This window comes from Bacteroides sp. CAG:189, from assembly GCF_000432295.1.
GTDB lineage: Bacteria > Bacteroidota > Bacteroidia > Bacteroidales > Bacteroidaceae > Bacteroides > Bacteroides salyersiae.
In genome coordinates this window covers 1-15,404 of record NZ_HF991056.1, presented here as the reverse complement: position 1 = coordinate 15,404, position 15,404 = coordinate 1, and the positions used below count along the sequence as shown (strand labels likewise).

Genomic DNA, 15,404 nt, shown 5'->3' with positions numbered 1-15,404 from the left:
GTGAAACGAGTTCCTCACATATGAGAGACGTGCGTCTCACAACCATGAGACGCTCTCCTCACAATTGTGAAACAGTAAAAAAGCAATAGAAAAAACATAAAAGAGCGACTGCCTTATCACCTTTATTCAACCTGCACACTCCGCAAACAAAGCATATCGACGGACATCCCGTATAGGCTTCTTCCTAAAATCTTATAATTATTCCTCCCTTTCCACTTCTTTATACATGTAAATCATTATCTTTGCGCCCACTTAACATGTTAATGAATAAACAACTATCGTTTTAATGAAACAGTACAAAACCGTAAACAACCTCGTCGGTTGGCTTACTTTCATTATCGCTGCCACGGTCTATTGCATGACAATAGAACCGACAGCCAGTTTCTGGGATTGTCCCGAGTTCATTACTACCGGCTATAAACTGGAAGTCGGTCACCCGCCCGGCGCACCTTTCTTCATGCTGACAGCCAACCTATTCTCACAATTTGCATCCGATGCCACCACCGTGGCCAAAATGGTGAATTACATGAGCGCCCTGATGAGCGGTGCCTGTATTCTGTTCCTTTTCTGGAGCATCACCCATCTGGTACGCAAACTCATTATCAAGGACGAAAACAACATTACGACCGGTCAACTGATCACCATTATGGGTAGCGGACTTGTCGGTGCATTGGTATACACCTTCAGCGACACCTTTTGGTTCAGTGCCGTCGAAGGTGAAGTTTACGCCTATTCATCCCTGTTCACAGCCGTTGTATTCTGGCTGATTCTGAAGTGGGAGGATGTGGCCGACCAGCCACACAGTGATCGCTGGATCATCCTGATCGCCTATCTCACAGGATTAAGCATCGGTGTTCACTTGCTGAACCTGCTTTGTTTACCCGCCATCGTATTGGTATATTATTATAAAAAAGTTCCCAACGCCAATGCCAAAGGTTCGCTTTTGGCCCTTTTCGGTTCTATGGTACTGGTAGGAATCGTACTTTACGGCATTGTACCGGGAGTTGTAAAAGTAGGCGGATGGTTCGAACTGCTCTTTGTCAACAGCATGGGGCTGCCATTCAATACCGGTGTTATTGTTTATATCATTATACTTGCAGCGAGCATCATCTGGGGAGTATACGAAAGTTATACGGAAACCAGCCGCCCACGCATGAATATCTCTTTTATGCTTACCATTGCCCTGTTGGGTATCCCATTCTACGGACACGGAGCAAGCAGCGTCATTATCGGTATTATCGTACTGGCAGCCTTGGGACTTTACCTGTTCGCAAAAAAACTCGATCAGAAATACCAGATATCTGCACGCACCATGAATACCGCCCTACTCTGTACCATGATGATCATGGTAGGCTATTCGTCGTATGCCCTGATCGTTATCCGTTCAACGGCCAACACTCCGATGGACCAAAACTCTCCCGAAGATATCTTCACACTGGGCGAATACTTGGGACGTGAACAGTACGGAACCCGTCCGTTATTTTACGGACAGGCCTACTCTTCAAAAGTAGAATTGGAAGTCAAAGACGGATATTGCGTTCCTGTAGAAGCCAACAGTACCACCAAATATATCCGTAAAGAAAAAACATCCGCAGACGAAAAAGACTCGTACATCGAGGTTCCCGGACGTGTGGAATATAAATATGCACAAAACATGCTCTTCCCGCGTATGTACAGCAGCGCACACGCAGCACAATACAAAGGATGGGTAGATATCAACGGTGTCGACGTCCCCTACGACGAATGCGGCAATGCCATCATGGTCAACATTCCGACCCAATGGGAAAACATTAAGTTCTTCTTCCGCTACCAGCTCAATTTCATGTACTGGCGTTACTTTATGTGGAACTTTGCCGGACGTCAAAACGACCTCCAGGGAAGCGGTGAAATAGAACATGGCAACTGGATTACAGGCATCCCGTTCATCGACAACTGGCTGGTAGGCGACCAGAGCCTGCTTCCGCAAGAACTGAAAGACAACAAAGGACACAATGTATTCTACTGCCTGCCTCTGCTCTTAGGTATTATCGGCCTCCTTTGGCAAGCCTACCGGGGACAGAAAGGCGTACAGCAATTCTGGGTAGTATTCTTCCTGTTCTTTATGACCGGTATTGCCATTGTGCTCTATCTGAATCAGACCCCGAGCCAGCCCCGTGAACGAGATTATGCATATGCAGGCTCCTTCTATGCCTTTGCCATCTGGGTAGGTATGGGCGTGGCAGGTATCATCAAGCTCTTGCAGGACTACGCCAAAATGAAGGAACTTCCGGCGTCTGTCCTTGTTTCAGTACTCTGTCTGCTGGTTCCCATCCAAATGGCAAGCCAGACATGGGATGATCATGACCGTTCGGGACGTTACGTCGCACGTGATTTCGGGCAAAACTACCTGATGTCTTTACAGGAAAGCGGCAATCCGATCATCTTTACCAATGGTGACAATGATACATTCCCCTTATGGTACAATCAAGAGACGGAAGGTTTCCGTACCGATGCCCGTACCTGCAACCTGAGCTATCTGCAAACGGACTGGTACATCGACCAAATGAAACGCCCGGCTTACGATTCCCCGTCACTCCCCATCACATGGGACCGCGTAGAATACGTAGAAGGAACCAATGAATACATTCAGATCCGTCCGGAAATCAAACAGACCATCGACGCCCTCTATGCCCAGGCAAACAGCAGCGACAATCCGGAGGCCTTGCAGAATGTCCGTAACGAGTTCGGAGAAGATCCCTACGAATTAAAGAACATCCTCAAATACTGGATACGTTCCGAGAAAGAAGGGTTACACGTTATTCCGACTGACAGTATCGTCATCAAAATCGATAAAGAAGCCGTACGCCGCAGTGGTATGAAGATTCCGGAAGCATTGGGCGATTCAATCCCCGATCACATGAATATCCTGCTGAGAGATGACAACGGAAGACCCAAACGCGCACTTTACAAAAGCGAGCTGATGATGCTCGAAATGCTGGCGCATGCCAACTGGGAACGGCCGATGTATATGGCCATCACCGTAGGCCGGGAAAATCAGTTAGGCATGGACAAACACTTTATCCAGGAAGGTCTCGCTTCCCGCTTCACACCGTTCGAAACCAAAAAGTTAGGAACAACCGTGGACAGCGAAAAGATGTACGACAACCTGATGAACAAGTTCAAATTCGGCGGCATCGACAAACCGGGCATCTACATTGACGAAAACGTAATGCGCATGTGCTACACACACCGCCGTGTGTTCGCCCAGTTGATAGAGCAGTTGATGAAAGAGGGCAAAAAAGACAAAGCCCTCGCAGCATTGGATTATGCAGAGAAGATGATCCCTGCTTACAATGTTCCCTACGATTGGCAGAACGGTGCCGTACAAATGGCAGAAGCCTATTACCAGTTGGGAGAGACAGAAAAAGCAGATAAGATTATGGACGCATTGGCCAATAAAGCCATCGAATACCTCACTTGGTATCTCAGTCTGGACAATTCGCAATTCTTCGTATCATCACGGGAATTCGAATACCACATCGCTCTGCTGAACGAAGAATTGAAACTCATGGAGAAATATAAATCAAAACTGTCAGACAACTATTCCGGCAAACTGGACGAATTGTATGGCATGTATGTTTCCCGCATGAAAGGAGCAAGATAAAAGGCAATGTTTATAGAGCAACCACCGTGGATTTTCCGCGCTCTATATCCGAAAGCTATCTTCCGGATGAGTCCCGACGAGAAGGCTGTTTATCTGACCTTCGACGATGGCCCCATCCCGGAAGTAACTCCGTGGGTATTGGAGTTGCTGGATAAATACGACATCAAGGCCACCTTTTTCATGGTAGGCGATAATATACGGAAATATCCGGATATATTCAGAATGGTCGTCGAACGCGGGCACCGGATCGGGAATCATACATTCAACCATATTCGCGGATTCGAATACTCTGCCGACGAATACCTAAAAAACACCGATCTCGCTAACCGGGAAATGAAGACCGACCTCTTTCGCCCGCCACACGGACATATGGGCTTCAAGCAATATCACACACTAAAACAACACTATGATATCATCATGTGGGATTTAGTGACACGTGATTACAGTAAAAAGAGACGTCCCGAGCAGGTCTTGGCCAATGTAAAACGGTATGTGCGCAATGGTTCCATCATCACCTTCCACGACTCACTAAAATCGTGGAACAATGGGAATCTGCAATACGCTTTGCCCCGTTCAATCGAATACCTGAAACAACAGGGCTATGCCTTTAAAGTGCTTCCTGCCCGGAGAAGCTCACCGGACGACGGCAATAACAGAAAATAAAATCGTGAAAGCAAAACCATGGAGGTAAAAACCCTTTCTGCAAGTCAAATAAAAGCCGAAGCTCTACGCCTCGGCTTTTCTGCATGCGGAATGGCGCCGGCAGAACCGGTAAACACAGCCATTGCCGACGCTTTCAGCCGATGGCAGGCACAAGGAATGCAGGCGAACATGAATTATATGGGCAACTATCTTGACAAACGCCTCGATCCCCGCCTGCTGATGGAAGGGGTACGGACCATTCTGTCCGTAGCTCTCAATTATTATCCTGCCCGGCAATTACGGGAAGACCAATACCAGTTTGCCTGGTACGCCTATGGCAAAGACTATCACGACTTGATGAAAACCAGACTGACCGCGTTGCAGGCATACATTTCCGCACACTCTCCCCTACCCTTGCAAAGCCGTGTGTTCTGTGATACCGCCCCCGTATTAGAGCGTTATTGGGCCTATCGCGCAGGGCTCGGCTGGATAGGAAAAAACACCCAGCTCATCATTCCACATGCCGGTTCCTGCTTTTTCTTAGGAGAATTGTTTCTCGATATGGAAGTAGACGAATACGACCAGCCACAGAAAAACCGGTGCGGCAATTGTACCCGATGCATACAGGCCTGCCCTACGAAAGCACTGGAGGCCCCTTTTTTGCTCAATTCAAGACGTTGCCTGTCTTACCTTACCATTGAGAACCGCGACGCCATTCCTCTCTTAGAGGGCAAAAAAATGGGCAATAAAATATATGGCTGCAACGAATGCCAGAAAGCCTGTCCCTGGAACAAGTTTGCCACCCCTTGCCAGGCACCGGACCTGCAACCCACAGAGCTCTTTATGCAGATGGAGAAAGAAGACTGGCACACACTGACAGAAGAGCAATACAGAACTCTTTTTAAAGGAAGTGCCGTAAAAAGGGCCAAATATGCCGGACTAATGAGAAACATACATCAGGTGGAAAGTAACGAATAAGCTCCAATCGCATCGCCCCTATCCGGCAAAGTCAAACATGAGACGGCAGTGACAATTTTTGAGAGAATGCCAATAAAAGAAATAAAAGGTTACGATATCCTGCCGTTAATCAAGGATCCCGCCAAACCTGAAACAATACGGGAAGCCACCGTACATCATTCCATCCGTGGAGAATTTGCCATACGAAGAGGGAAATGGAAATTACTATGCTCACCCAGATCCGGTGGCTGGAGCTATCCGAAACCCAATGCAGACAAAGAAGCAATTGCCTCATTACCTCCCATCCAACTTTATGACATGGATCAGGATCCGGGAGAAAAACATAATGTATACAAAGAACATCCGGATATCGTAGAAGAATTGAGAGCACTCTTACAGCAGTATATAAAGAACGGAAGAAGTACTCCCGGAACTCCCCAGAAAAATGGCGCCGTCCATACCTGAGAACAGGTAAAAAGCATCATGCACGATGATTAGAGTCATTTTCCGAGCATAAAAAAGAGACCGCCGCACAGCATCATGCTCCACAACGGTCTTTTTTTCTATTTGAAGTATTCTTAATCTTACTGTACGGTCACCGTCAACGGGGCCCGCAACTTCTGTGCAAACGCAGCTACATACTCATTCCAGGCATCAACCGTTTTGATATCAGCCTTGTCCCATGCAGCTCCCCAGTAATAAGTGTATTCCGAACCCGGCTCGTAGTCACTGACAGCCAATACATGGCCATCTGCCCCACCGCGCAATTCTTTCTTCTCTTTCTCCGGGAAAAGAGCAACTTTAGCCTCTTTTACCGTAGCAGGGAAAGCCGCACCAACAAAAATCTTTCCATTATTGTTGTTTACGTTATCCGTCGGGTCTACATAAGTGATATAACCGTTAGCGGCATCGGCTACAACAGCACCATCCGGTTCATGGAGAACAATACCGGTAACTACAGGAGTCGTTTCTTTCAGATTGCTGTAAGCAACAACCGTCTTGTTCATATGCGAACCTGCATCCAGAGAGATCAGACGAGTTTCTACCACATCCGTATTCTCTTTCACTGTCAATGGGTTATACACCAACTTCACAGTAAAACGCAAGGGGCCATTGTCCAGAATTTCCTGCGTAGCATAGCAATAGGGATAAACAATCTCGTCATCAACCATCAAGGCAGCCGTACCGCCACCCAGTGTAGGCCCTACTTTATAGCAATCCAACCCATTACCATGATCTACATGATAAGAAACAGAGCGGTAAAGCTCACTCGCTGCTTTCGGATCCGTCTTCTTCAACTCATCGATCTTCGCTTTAGTTTCCGGATTCAATTCGCTTGCATAACGGGCCTCTACAACCGGTTCCGTTGTGTTGTATTTGGTCCATACATCATAGCCGAAAGCACGTTCGCCGGTAGCCTGCAAAGCCGGGCCATAAGCACGGAAAGCAACCAGGTCATTCTCCCATGCCACATCATCCACACGTTCGGGATAATAGCGTCCGCATGCCTTCGTATCGAAAACAGCCGGCACACCTGCCTGAATAGTATAAGCGGCAGTCCCGTTTGCCTTTACCGTGGCCGGGAAAATCACTTTCTCATCATAAGTAATCTGATAAGGTACTTGTTGCCCGTCAGCATCGAGTACAATAATTTGTGCCGTATCGGCCAATTGCAATTTAGAAGTAACATCACTCATGGATACCTCCACCATTTCACCGGCACGCTCCATAGCAGTTGGGTTCGTTACCGTTACAGTAACCGTTTTGCTCTCATTACAAGCGAAACATACAAGAGCAGTTGCAATAAAGAAAAATAGTTTTTTCATCTTTCTGTCGTTATTTTGATTATAAAAACCCGAAAGGGCGGAGTTCTCCCCCGCCCTACAGTATATAACTGTATTTTGTCTCTTATTTCGGTTGTTTTCCGATGTATGCCAGAATACCGCCGTCAACGTACAATATATGCCCGTTTACGAAGTCAGAAGCATCCGATGCCAGGAACACAGCAGGTCCTGCCAGATCTTCCGGAGTTCCCCAACGGGCAGCCGGAGTTTTAGCTATAATGAACGAATCAAACGGATGACGCGAACCGTCCGGTTGGATCTCGCGTAATGGAGCAGTCTGTGGAGTAGCGATGTAGCCCGGGCCGATACCATTACATTGGATGTTGAATTCACCGTATTCAGAAGCGATATTTTTAGTCAGCATCTTCAAGCCGCCTTTAGCAGCAGCATAAGCCGATACAGTTTCACGTCCCAGCTCACTCATCATCGAGCAGATATTGATAATTTTACCGTGACCTTTTTTAATCATAGAAGGGATAACAGCCTTTGACACGATGAACGGGCCATTCAAGTCGATATCGATTACCTGACGGAATTCGGCAGCAGTCATTTCATGCATCGGAATACGCTTGATGATACCTGCATTGTTTACCAGAATATCAATAACGCCTACCTCTTTTTCAATCTGAGCTACCATAGCGTTTACCTGCTCTTCGTTGGTCACATCACATACATATCCTTTAGCCTCGATACCTTCAGCCTGATAAGCAGCAAGACCCTTATCCACCAGTTCCTGCTTGATATCGTTAAACACAATCTTTGCACCGGCCCGAGCAAAAGCAGTGGCCAAAGCTAAACCGATTCCGTAAGACGCACCTGTTACCAGTGCTACTTTACCTTCTAATGAAAAGTTTACCATAATAATAATTTATTAATGTGCCAATGTGCCAACATACCGGCAAAGGTACTAATTCACACATCCAGCACGAAGATTGTTAATTAATTGTTCTTATTAAGCTATTTCTTAGAGCCTGTTTAAATTGATACATTGGCACATCAGTGCATTGTATCCTTATTTAAGGTCTGTAATCAACGAGAAGTCCTGATCTCCATAGTCAAGGTTTTCTCCTCCCATACCCCAGATAAATGTATAATTGTGCGTAGCGGCAGCCGAATGAATAGACCATTCGGGAGACAGGACAGCCTGGTCACCCTTCATCCATACGTGACGTGTTTCATCCACCTCACCCATGAAATGACATACAGCATGCTCTTCGGGTACTTCAAAATAGAAATAAGCTTCCATACGGCGGCTATGGACGTGTGCCGGCATTGTGTTCCACACACTTCCCGGAGCCAGTTCCGTCATACCCATTTGTAACTGACAGGTAGGCAATACCTGATTCACCAGCATTTTATTAATATTACGGTGGTTAGAACCTTCCAACGATCCCATTTCTGCAACCACAGCATCTTTCTTCGTCACTTTCTTATCCGGATAATTGCGGTGGGCAGTCAATGAGTTGAAATAGAATTTGGCGGGATTCTTTTCATCTTTGCTCTCGAAAGTCACTTCGCGGTCTCCCGAACCTAAATAAAGGGCTTCTTTATAATCGAGTTCGAATACTGCATTACCGGCTTTCACCACACCGGGACCACCTACATTAAAAATACCCATTTCGCGACGAGTCAAGAAGTAAGGAGCTTTTAGCGGATCGATCGCTTCCAGTTTAAGCACCTCTCCTACCGGCATTGCACCACCGACCACCATTCGGTCATACATAGAATATACCATATTTACTTCGTTAGCTGAGAATACTTTTTCAATCAAGAAGTCACGACGGATTCTCGTAGTGTCGTAGCTTTTTGCATCTTCCGGATGCGCAGCATAGCGAATTTCATAGTTCGTTTTCATACTTTATTTATTTAAATAGTTTATAATATTACAGTTCAGGTGCACGTCGTTTGCGTACACGATGCAAAAATAGAAAAAGAAAATGGCAAAACCTTGCATTTTTGTTCTTATTATCTATCAATATTGTCCACAGACAGATAATAAACGAAGCGTTTAACAAACTATAATACGAATTAGGGAATAAAAAACGAACCGGATGATAAAAAACAATTCGCCCGGATAATGTGACCATCATCCGGGCAAAACCGTTTAAATTTGTACTTCAATATTCAGCTTACCGCCAAGCCCTCTTTCAACTATATCTATCAGGGTTTTCAGAGTCAAGTTACTCCCGTCGTTCTCTATCTTTGAGATAAATGGCCGCTTCTTGTCAATACGTTCGGCCAGTTGAGCCTGTGTCATCGCCTTCTTTTGACGGGCATTACGGATTTGAACACCAATGCGCAGTGTTTCCAACTCACGCTCCAAATTGTCTCGTCCGGGTGTACCTTTTACACCGTAAATTTCATCTTTAAATTGATCCAATGTTGTTATATCCATTATTACCTCCTTTTTTTATCATCATAATATTGAGCCATCAATCGGACAGCCTTATCTATCTCTTTTTTAGGGGTTTTCTGCGTTTTCTTTTGGAAACCGGAAAGCAAAACTACCAATTGTCCCTTATCGAAAAAACAGAAGACACGAAATATATCGCTACTCAAGGTGATACGTATTTCATACAGACCGTCTGTACCCTCCATGTGTTTAAGATACTTCGTCGGAATACATTCTATATATTCTAAGATTTCTAAGATTTTAATAATCTTATTTTGTACTTTCGGAGATTGCTCTCTATAGAACTCTTTAAAGTACGACTTATACAAAAGGAGTTCCCTGACCTTCTTCACCATATCGCAAAGGTAACGTATATATTACATATAAACAAACGAAAAGTTCAGTAATCACAAATATTCATGTATCTTTCCCCGTGTTTCCGTTGAAATAGGATATTTACTTTTTGATTTTGTTTCATAACAATGGGATTTTGAGGAAACATTGCTCTGAAAGTACGTGGAAGGGGATTTGAAAAACGCGACTGAAACCTCAACTGAAACCTTGACGTTTCTTTATTGCGTAATTATTCGGTTTTTGCTTAGAATAGAAAAAGCCCGCTAAAAGCTAAATTTAGCGGGCTTTGTAATTTTTTGCTGGTAAGGTTGTTGTCCCACCAAGAATATATGTGTTGTCCTACCAAGATTCGAACTTAGACAAACAGAACCAAAAACTGTTGTGCTACCATTACACCATAGGACAAACTCGCTGTGCTTTCTGTTAAAAAGCGGTGCAAAGATAGTGCTATGCAACTAAATCTCCAAATATTTTGGCATTTTTTTTATTTAGCAATGATCAGATAGTAGTTCTTCTTGCCCCGTTGAACAAGTAAATACTTCTCATCCAGTAAATCTGCCGTAGTAATCACCTGGTCGAATGCGGCCAACTTTTCTTTATTCAGAGAGACGCCTCCGCCCTGTACCAACTTACGCATTTCACCTTTTGATGCAAATACAGCCGCATTATCTACAAACAAATCGACCGCCTTCACACCTTCAACCAGTACATCACGAGACATTTCGAACTGCGGAACACCTTCGAAAACCGCCAATAGCGTGTCTTCATCGAGTTTTCTCAATGCATCGGAAGTAGCATTACCAAATAAGATATTAGAAGCGTCTACAGCCGCATTATAGTCCTCTTCAGAGTGAACCATAATCGTCACCTCTTTGGCCAGACGTTTTTGAAGCACACGCAGATGCGGGGCTTGCTGATGCTCTGCAATCAATGAATCGATTTCCTCTTTTGAAAGAGCAGTAAATATCTTGATGTAGCGTTCCGCATCCGAATCGCTGACATTCAACCAGAATTGATAGAATTTGTACGGTGAAGTATATTTCGCATCGAGCCATACATTACCCGATTCCGTCTTACCGAATTTACCGCCATCCGCTTTGGTAATCAACGGACAAGTCAAAGCAAAGACCTCTCCTCCGTTCGTGCGACGTATCAGCTCGGCACCCGTAGTGATATTGCCCCACTGATCCGAACCACCCATCTGAAGTTTACAACCCTTAGTCTGGTTCAAATGCAAAAAGTCATATCCCTGAAGCAACTGGTAAGTAAACTCCGTAAATGACAACCCGTCACGGGCTTCCCCGTTCAGACGTCTCTTTACCGAGTCTTTTGCCATCATATAGTTCACAGTAATATGTTTACCCACTTCACGAACAAAATCAAGGAAAGTGAAATCTTTCATCCAGTCATAATTATTCACCAACTCTGCGCGATTCGGCACCTCCGATTCAAAATCCAGAAACTTGGCCAACTGCTTCTTGATACAAGCCTGATTGTGACGCAAAGTCTCTTCATTCAGCAAATTGCGCTCTGCCGATTTACCGGACGGATCACCAATCATACCTGTCGCACCACCGATGAGTGCCAACGGTTTATGACCACAACGCTGGAGGTGGCGGAGCATCATTACGCCACACAAGTGACCAATATGCAATGAATCAGCCGTCGGGTCAATCCCGAGATAAGCTGTTACTTGCTCCTTAGCTAACAATTCTTCTGTGCCCGGCATCATATCTTGCAGCATGCCACGCCATCTTAATTCTTCTACAAAATTCATCGAATGATATTAGTTTTTAAATATTTAGTCAGGGCAAAAGTACGACTCTTTCTTTGAAGAAACAACTCTTATCCATTAAAAAAAACTTTCTTGATATTATGCTGTATCTGCTCCGTAAGTTTGATTACGGAGATTCCCAACGTACGAGCTGCCCTCTCGTATACTTGGCAGATATCCGTCTCGCTGTCATCCGTCTCTAAAAAGAGTCTGTCAAGCGGTATTACCCGTAAAGAATCCTCATTATAACGAATCCCCAAAGAAAGATAAAAGCCCGAACGCAGCATTTCCAAAGCCAATTCCGGCTTTCCGCGAAAACCGTGCTGAATCCAGGGGATATGACCGGAAGCGTTCTTTTTCAGAAGTCCGATAATCCCGGTAGACTTCACATTATGAATCAGAACCGGTTTTCCTAACTTTTCCGCAACAGCCAACTGACGCGAGAAAATGCGTTCCTGAGCCATCAATAACTCCGGATAAACATGTTTATCCATACCGCATTCGCCAATAGCAAGCACTTGCGGATGCCCGGCCAACTCCTCAAACAAAGTCCAGTCTATCCGATTTTCCAACGTCACTTCCCACGGATGTACGCCTACAGAATAAAACCGTCCTGCTTCCGGAAAGAACTTATCTTTCGGAAAACGAATATTCAAGATTGCCCGGAAAGGATCTTCGGACAAATGATGAGAATGTATATCCAACAGTTTCATAATCAACTAAGGTACAGGGTCATATCCGGAACCACCCCAGGGATGGCAACGCAGTATCCGTCTTACAGCCAAATAAAAACCCTTAAAAGGACCGTGTTTTTTAATTGCCTCGATGGCATACTGCGAACAAGTCGGAGTAAAACGGCAGGAGGGAGGGAGCATAGGAGAAATACATGCCCGGTAAAAATAGATAGGAATCAATAATATGTACGACAACAGACGCTTCATTCCAGCCTTTCCGCGATACGGGCCAACAACACTTTTACCTTCTCTTCTATTTCCTCAGTACGACACAGCTCATCCGACAGATAAATAAAAGCAATCGTCAACCCAAGTCCTTTTTCTTGCAGAACCTGCCACAACGGCCCCTTATTCTTCCGGTAAGCCTCACGTATCTGACGTTTTACCCGATTACGCTTTACCGCCCGCTTAAACCGCTTTTTGGGGACACTGATAAGGATAGACACAGGCACTTCCTGCTGCTCCACAGACATATACACCGCACGCAGAGGAAAGACGGAAAACGAACGTGAAAAACCGCCCGCAAACATCTTTTCAATAACAATCTTACTATGAAGCCTTTCAGCTTTACACAATGTATTCATCCGTACGATATAAAAAACAACGAGCTACAAGCACACGCACGGTGCGCAGCACTTGTAGCTCGTCGTTTGTCATTTATTAATTACTTTCCTTTGTTATTCTCCTTAATGAACATATCCAAAGCGGCTGTCATAGAAGGAGCCTGTACGGTAGGAGCCTCTAAATCCAAGCGAAGCCCGGCATCACGAACAGCTTGTGCTGTTGTAGAGCCGAATGTTCCGATCTTAATATTCTTCTGATCAAAATCCGGAAAATTCTTCTTCAGCGAAGAAACACCGGCCGGACTAAAGAATACCAACATATCATAGTCAAATTCTTCATCCTTGCCAAAGTCATTACTAACAGTGCGATACATCACTACCTCCGTATGCTGGATATTATGTTTATCCAACAGGTTCTTGATGTCATCATTGTGCACATCCGACATCGGCACGAGATATTTCTCAGTCTTATGTTTCACAATAGAAGGAATCAGATCTTCAATCTTACCTGTAGCGCCAAAGAATATCTTGCGCTTGCGGTATTGCACATACTTTTGAATATAAAGTGCAACTTGTTCCGTTACACAAAAATACTTCATTGTTTCCGGAATAGTCACACGAAGCTCCGTGCAAAGATGGAAAAAATGATCAATCGCATGACGCGAAGTAAATATGACAGCTGTGTGGTCAAGGATTGACACTTTCTGTTGTCTGACCTCTTTAGCAGAAACACTTTCTACTTTGATAAAGGGGCGGAAATCTATTTTTACGCCATACTTTTCGGCAATGTCGTAATAGGGAGATTTCTCTGAAGCAGGTTTTGGCTGCGACACAAGTACTTTCTTAATTTTCAACGTCCTAAATTTTTATTACCAATATATTGTTTAGTTCTCTCAAGCCCTGATACAAAAGTAAATAGGGCATGATTTCAAGGGCACAAAAGTACAAAATTAAAAGGAAAAGGCTGCTAATCTTATCGAAAAAAAGCTTTATCCACTTATAAAACATCAATATTTTAGCAAAAATTATCAAGAACAGCCCGATTGAAACTAAAAACAAGATATTCAAATCGAAATAAACAAGGAGAAGAACGAACGGAAAAAGAACGAATCCGAGGTAATAAATCAGTGTAGAATAAGACTCCAACCATATAGTTGTCCGATTTTTATCAAAAAACACCCACCCTAAGAAAGAATAAAACAGCCACTTTAGTAAAAGATAAAGCAAACAGATAAGAATATAAATTCCTAATAGGAGAGGAGGGGAAACCTTTTCCATCAAAGTCGGCTGCACATCATTAAAGTAGTTAAAAATGCAGATACCACTCAAGATACAGGTCTGAAATACCAGCAACAACAGATAACGGACATCCGCCGCCGTAGAGGCAGCAAAAATACTTGTACGTTCGCGATGAAGCATAAAGTCCTTTGCTTGTTGAGAAAGAAACTTCTTGCTCCGTGCCAACGCAAAGGACGAGAAGAAGAAACAGGCAAGCAGAACCAATGCAATTACATCGTCCGTACGGGGAGAATAGGGAAGGGGTATCCCCTCAAAACCCGATACAAGCATCAACCACGCACTCATATAGCCGCAAATTTACGGATGGACGCATCCCAAACGGGAACCCTATACACCAGTTCGACAGCCTCTTCAGGAGTGGCAGCTACATGCCAGATATCGCCATGCTGTCTCCGCATAAAATTCTCGTCAATAGCCCGCTTAAGCTGGTCGAGCAACGGATCGAAAAAGTCGTTTGTATTCAATATCACAATCGGATTAAGATAAAGCCCCAACTGTTTCCAGGTGATAACTTCAAGCAGTTCTTCCAATGTACCGCATCCGCCGGGTAGAGCTATGACAGCATCACTTAAATCCACCATGAGCTGCTTCCGCTCATGCATACTTTCCACTTCAACCAACCGGGTCAATCCTGTATGATGCCATCCCTGCTCCACCATAAACCGGGGAATAACCCCCGTAACCTCACCTCCGTTTTCAAGGACAGCATCGGCTACAGAACGCATCAATCCAATACTTCCAGCACCGTTCACCAAACGGATACGCCGTTCGGCAAACAACTTGCCCAACCGGCCGGCTGCTTCAAAATACACTTTATCTATCTTGGTACTCGATGCGCTGTAAACACATACGGAATTTATCTGATTCATACTTCTATATCATATGTTTAGACCACAAAGGTACGTTTTTTTGGGTTACACATAAAATCCTTCAATAAAAGAAGTATAAAAAATGGCCCTAATTCAGAGAGTGGATCATTATCGTCTTCACAAGATATTCTATATACTTATCAACAACCATTAATCCTACTTCATGCAACCCCCAAATTAAACTTCTATTCCCAAAACATCCGGATGTTCTTATATAAAACATGGGGATGTTCCAGTGCAGAACATGGGGATGTTTTCACACACAACATCCCCATGTTTTATATGTACATCTTACACAATGATGTGTACTGGATTTAGTTGACAACTTCGATT

At 44.5% G+C, this 15,404-nt stretch carries 16 protein-coding genes and 1 tRNA gene; 4 read left to right on the top strand and 13 right to left on the bottom strand.

Annotated elements, in window-relative coordinates; genetic code table 11:
* The first annotated feature begins 286 nt into the window (after positions 1–286).
* The 4 genes from QVP90_RS07835 to QVP90_RS07820 all read left to right on the top strand — a co-directional run bounded on the left by QVP90_RS07835 (position 287) and on the right by QVP90_RS07820 (position 5,707).
* Positions 287–3,643 (top strand): glycosyltransferase family 117 protein, encoded by a 3,357-nt coding sequence (locus QVP90_RS07835; RefSeq protein WP_021936104.1) that lies wholly within the window; start codon positions 287–289, stop codon positions 3,641–3,643.
* Between the two features lie 6 nt (positions 3,644–3,649).
* Complete coding sequence (locus tag QVP90_RS07830) at positions 3,650–4,306, top strand: polysaccharide deacetylase family protein (protein WP_005927860.1); 657 nt, start codon at positions 3,650–3,652, stop codon at positions 4,304–4,306.
* Between the two features lie 18 nt (positions 4,307–4,324).
* The gene (gene queG / locus QVP90_RS07825; RefSeq protein WP_021936103.1) at positions 4,325–5,263 is read left to right on the top strand and encodes a tRNA epoxyqueuosine(34) reductase QueG; all 939 of its coding nucleotides are present in this window, start codon (positions 4,325–4,327) and stop codon (positions 5,261–5,263) included.
* 66 nt (positions 5,264–5,329) lie between these two features.
* Positions 5,330–5,707: a hypothetical protein gene (locus QVP90_RS07820; protein ID WP_264380916.1), complete on the top strand. Its 378-nt coding sequence runs from the start codon at positions 5,330–5,332 to the stop codon at positions 5,705–5,707.
* Positions 5,708–5,826: 119 nt separating this feature from the next.
* On the opposite strand, the gene QVP90_RS07815 is transcribed toward QVP90_RS07820, so the two are convergent.
* The 13 genes from QVP90_RS07815 to QVP90_RS07755 all read right to left on the bottom strand — a co-directional run bounded on the left by QVP90_RS07815 (position 5,827) and on the right by QVP90_RS07755 (position 15,071).
* Positions 5,827–7,068, bottom strand: a complete 1,242-nt coding sequence (locus tag QVP90_RS07815; RefSeq protein WP_021936101.1) for a DUF4861 domain-containing protein — start codon at positions 7,066–7,068, stop codon at positions 5,827–5,829.
* An 82-nt stretch (positions 7,069–7,150) separates the two neighbouring features.
* Positions 7,151–7,945 carry a gluconate 5-dehydrogenase gene (locus QVP90_RS07810; RefSeq protein ID WP_005927873.1) on the bottom strand — a complete coding sequence of 265 codons (795 nt, stop codon included), beginning with the start codon at positions 7,943–7,945 and terminating at the stop codon, positions 7,151–7,153.
* 153 nt (positions 7,946–8,098) lie between these two features.
* Positions 8,099–8,941 carry a 5-dehydro-4-deoxy-D-glucuronate isomerase gene (gene kduI, locus QVP90_RS07805; RefSeq protein WP_005927876.1) on the bottom strand — a complete coding sequence of 281 codons (843 nt, stop codon included), beginning with the start codon at positions 8,939–8,941 and terminating at the stop codon, positions 8,099–8,101.
* 249 nt (positions 8,942–9,190) lie between these two features.
* Positions 9,191–9,481, bottom strand: a complete 291-nt coding sequence (locus tag QVP90_RS07800; protein WP_021936099.1) for a helix-turn-helix domain-containing protein — start codon at positions 9,479–9,481, stop codon at positions 9,191–9,193.
* 2 nt (positions 9,482–9,483) lie between these two features.
* Positions 9,484–9,834, bottom strand: coding sequence for a type II toxin-antitoxin system RelE/ParE family toxin (locus tag QVP90_RS07795; protein WP_021936098.1), 351 nt, complete (start codon positions 9,832–9,834; stop codon positions 9,484–9,486).
* 332 nt (positions 9,835–10,166) lie between these two features.
* Positions 10,167–10,237 (bottom strand) — tRNA-Gln (locus tag QVP90_RS07790).
* A 79-nt stretch (positions 10,238–10,316) separates the two neighbouring features.
* Positions 10,317–11,609 carry a tyrosine--tRNA ligase gene (tyrS, locus tag QVP90_RS07785; RefSeq protein ID WP_021936097.1) on the bottom strand — a complete coding sequence of 431 codons (1,293 nt, stop codon included), beginning with the start codon at positions 11,607–11,609 and terminating at the stop codon, positions 10,317–10,319.
* A 68-nt stretch (positions 11,610–11,677) separates the two neighbouring features.
* The gene (locus QVP90_RS07780; RefSeq protein WP_007479505.1) at positions 11,678–12,319 is read right to left on the bottom strand and encodes a TatD family hydrolase; all 642 of its coding nucleotides are present in this window, start codon (positions 12,317–12,319) and stop codon (positions 11,678–11,680) included.
* A gap of 6 nt (positions 12,320–12,325) precedes the next feature.
* The gene (gene yidD, locus QVP90_RS07775; protein ID WP_005927884.1) at positions 12,326–12,547 is read right to left on the bottom strand and encodes a membrane protein insertion efficiency factor YidD; all 222 of its coding nucleotides are present in this window, start codon (positions 12,545–12,547) and stop codon (positions 12,326–12,328) included.
* The gene (gene rnpA, locus QVP90_RS07770; protein ID WP_005927887.1) at positions 12,544–12,924 is read right to left on the bottom strand and encodes a ribonuclease P protein component; all 381 of its coding nucleotides are present in this window, start codon (positions 12,922–12,924) and stop codon (positions 12,544–12,546) included. The genes yidD and rnpA overlap by 4 nt, the downstream gene beginning before the upstream one ends.
* Positions 12,925–13,004: 80 nt before the next feature.
* Positions 13,005–13,757 (bottom strand): uroporphyrinogen-III synthase, encoded by a 753-nt coding sequence (locus QVP90_RS07765; RefSeq protein ID WP_005927890.1) that lies wholly within the window; start codon positions 13,755–13,757, stop codon positions 13,005–13,007.
* Between the two features lie 4 nt (positions 13,758–13,761).
* Positions 13,762–14,487 carry a DUF4271 domain-containing protein gene (locus tag QVP90_RS07760; RefSeq protein WP_005927892.1) on the bottom strand — a complete coding sequence of 242 codons (726 nt, stop codon included), beginning with the start codon at positions 14,485–14,487 and terminating at the stop codon, positions 13,762–13,764.
* The gene (locus tag QVP90_RS07755; protein WP_021936095.1) at positions 14,484–15,071 is read right to left on the bottom strand and encodes a TIGR00730 family Rossman fold protein; all 588 of its coding nucleotides are present in this window, start codon (positions 15,069–15,071) and stop codon (positions 14,484–14,486) included. The genes QVP90_RS07760 and QVP90_RS07755 overlap by 4 nt, the downstream gene beginning before the upstream one ends.
* Between the last annotated feature and the right edge of the window lie 333 nt (positions 15,072–15,404).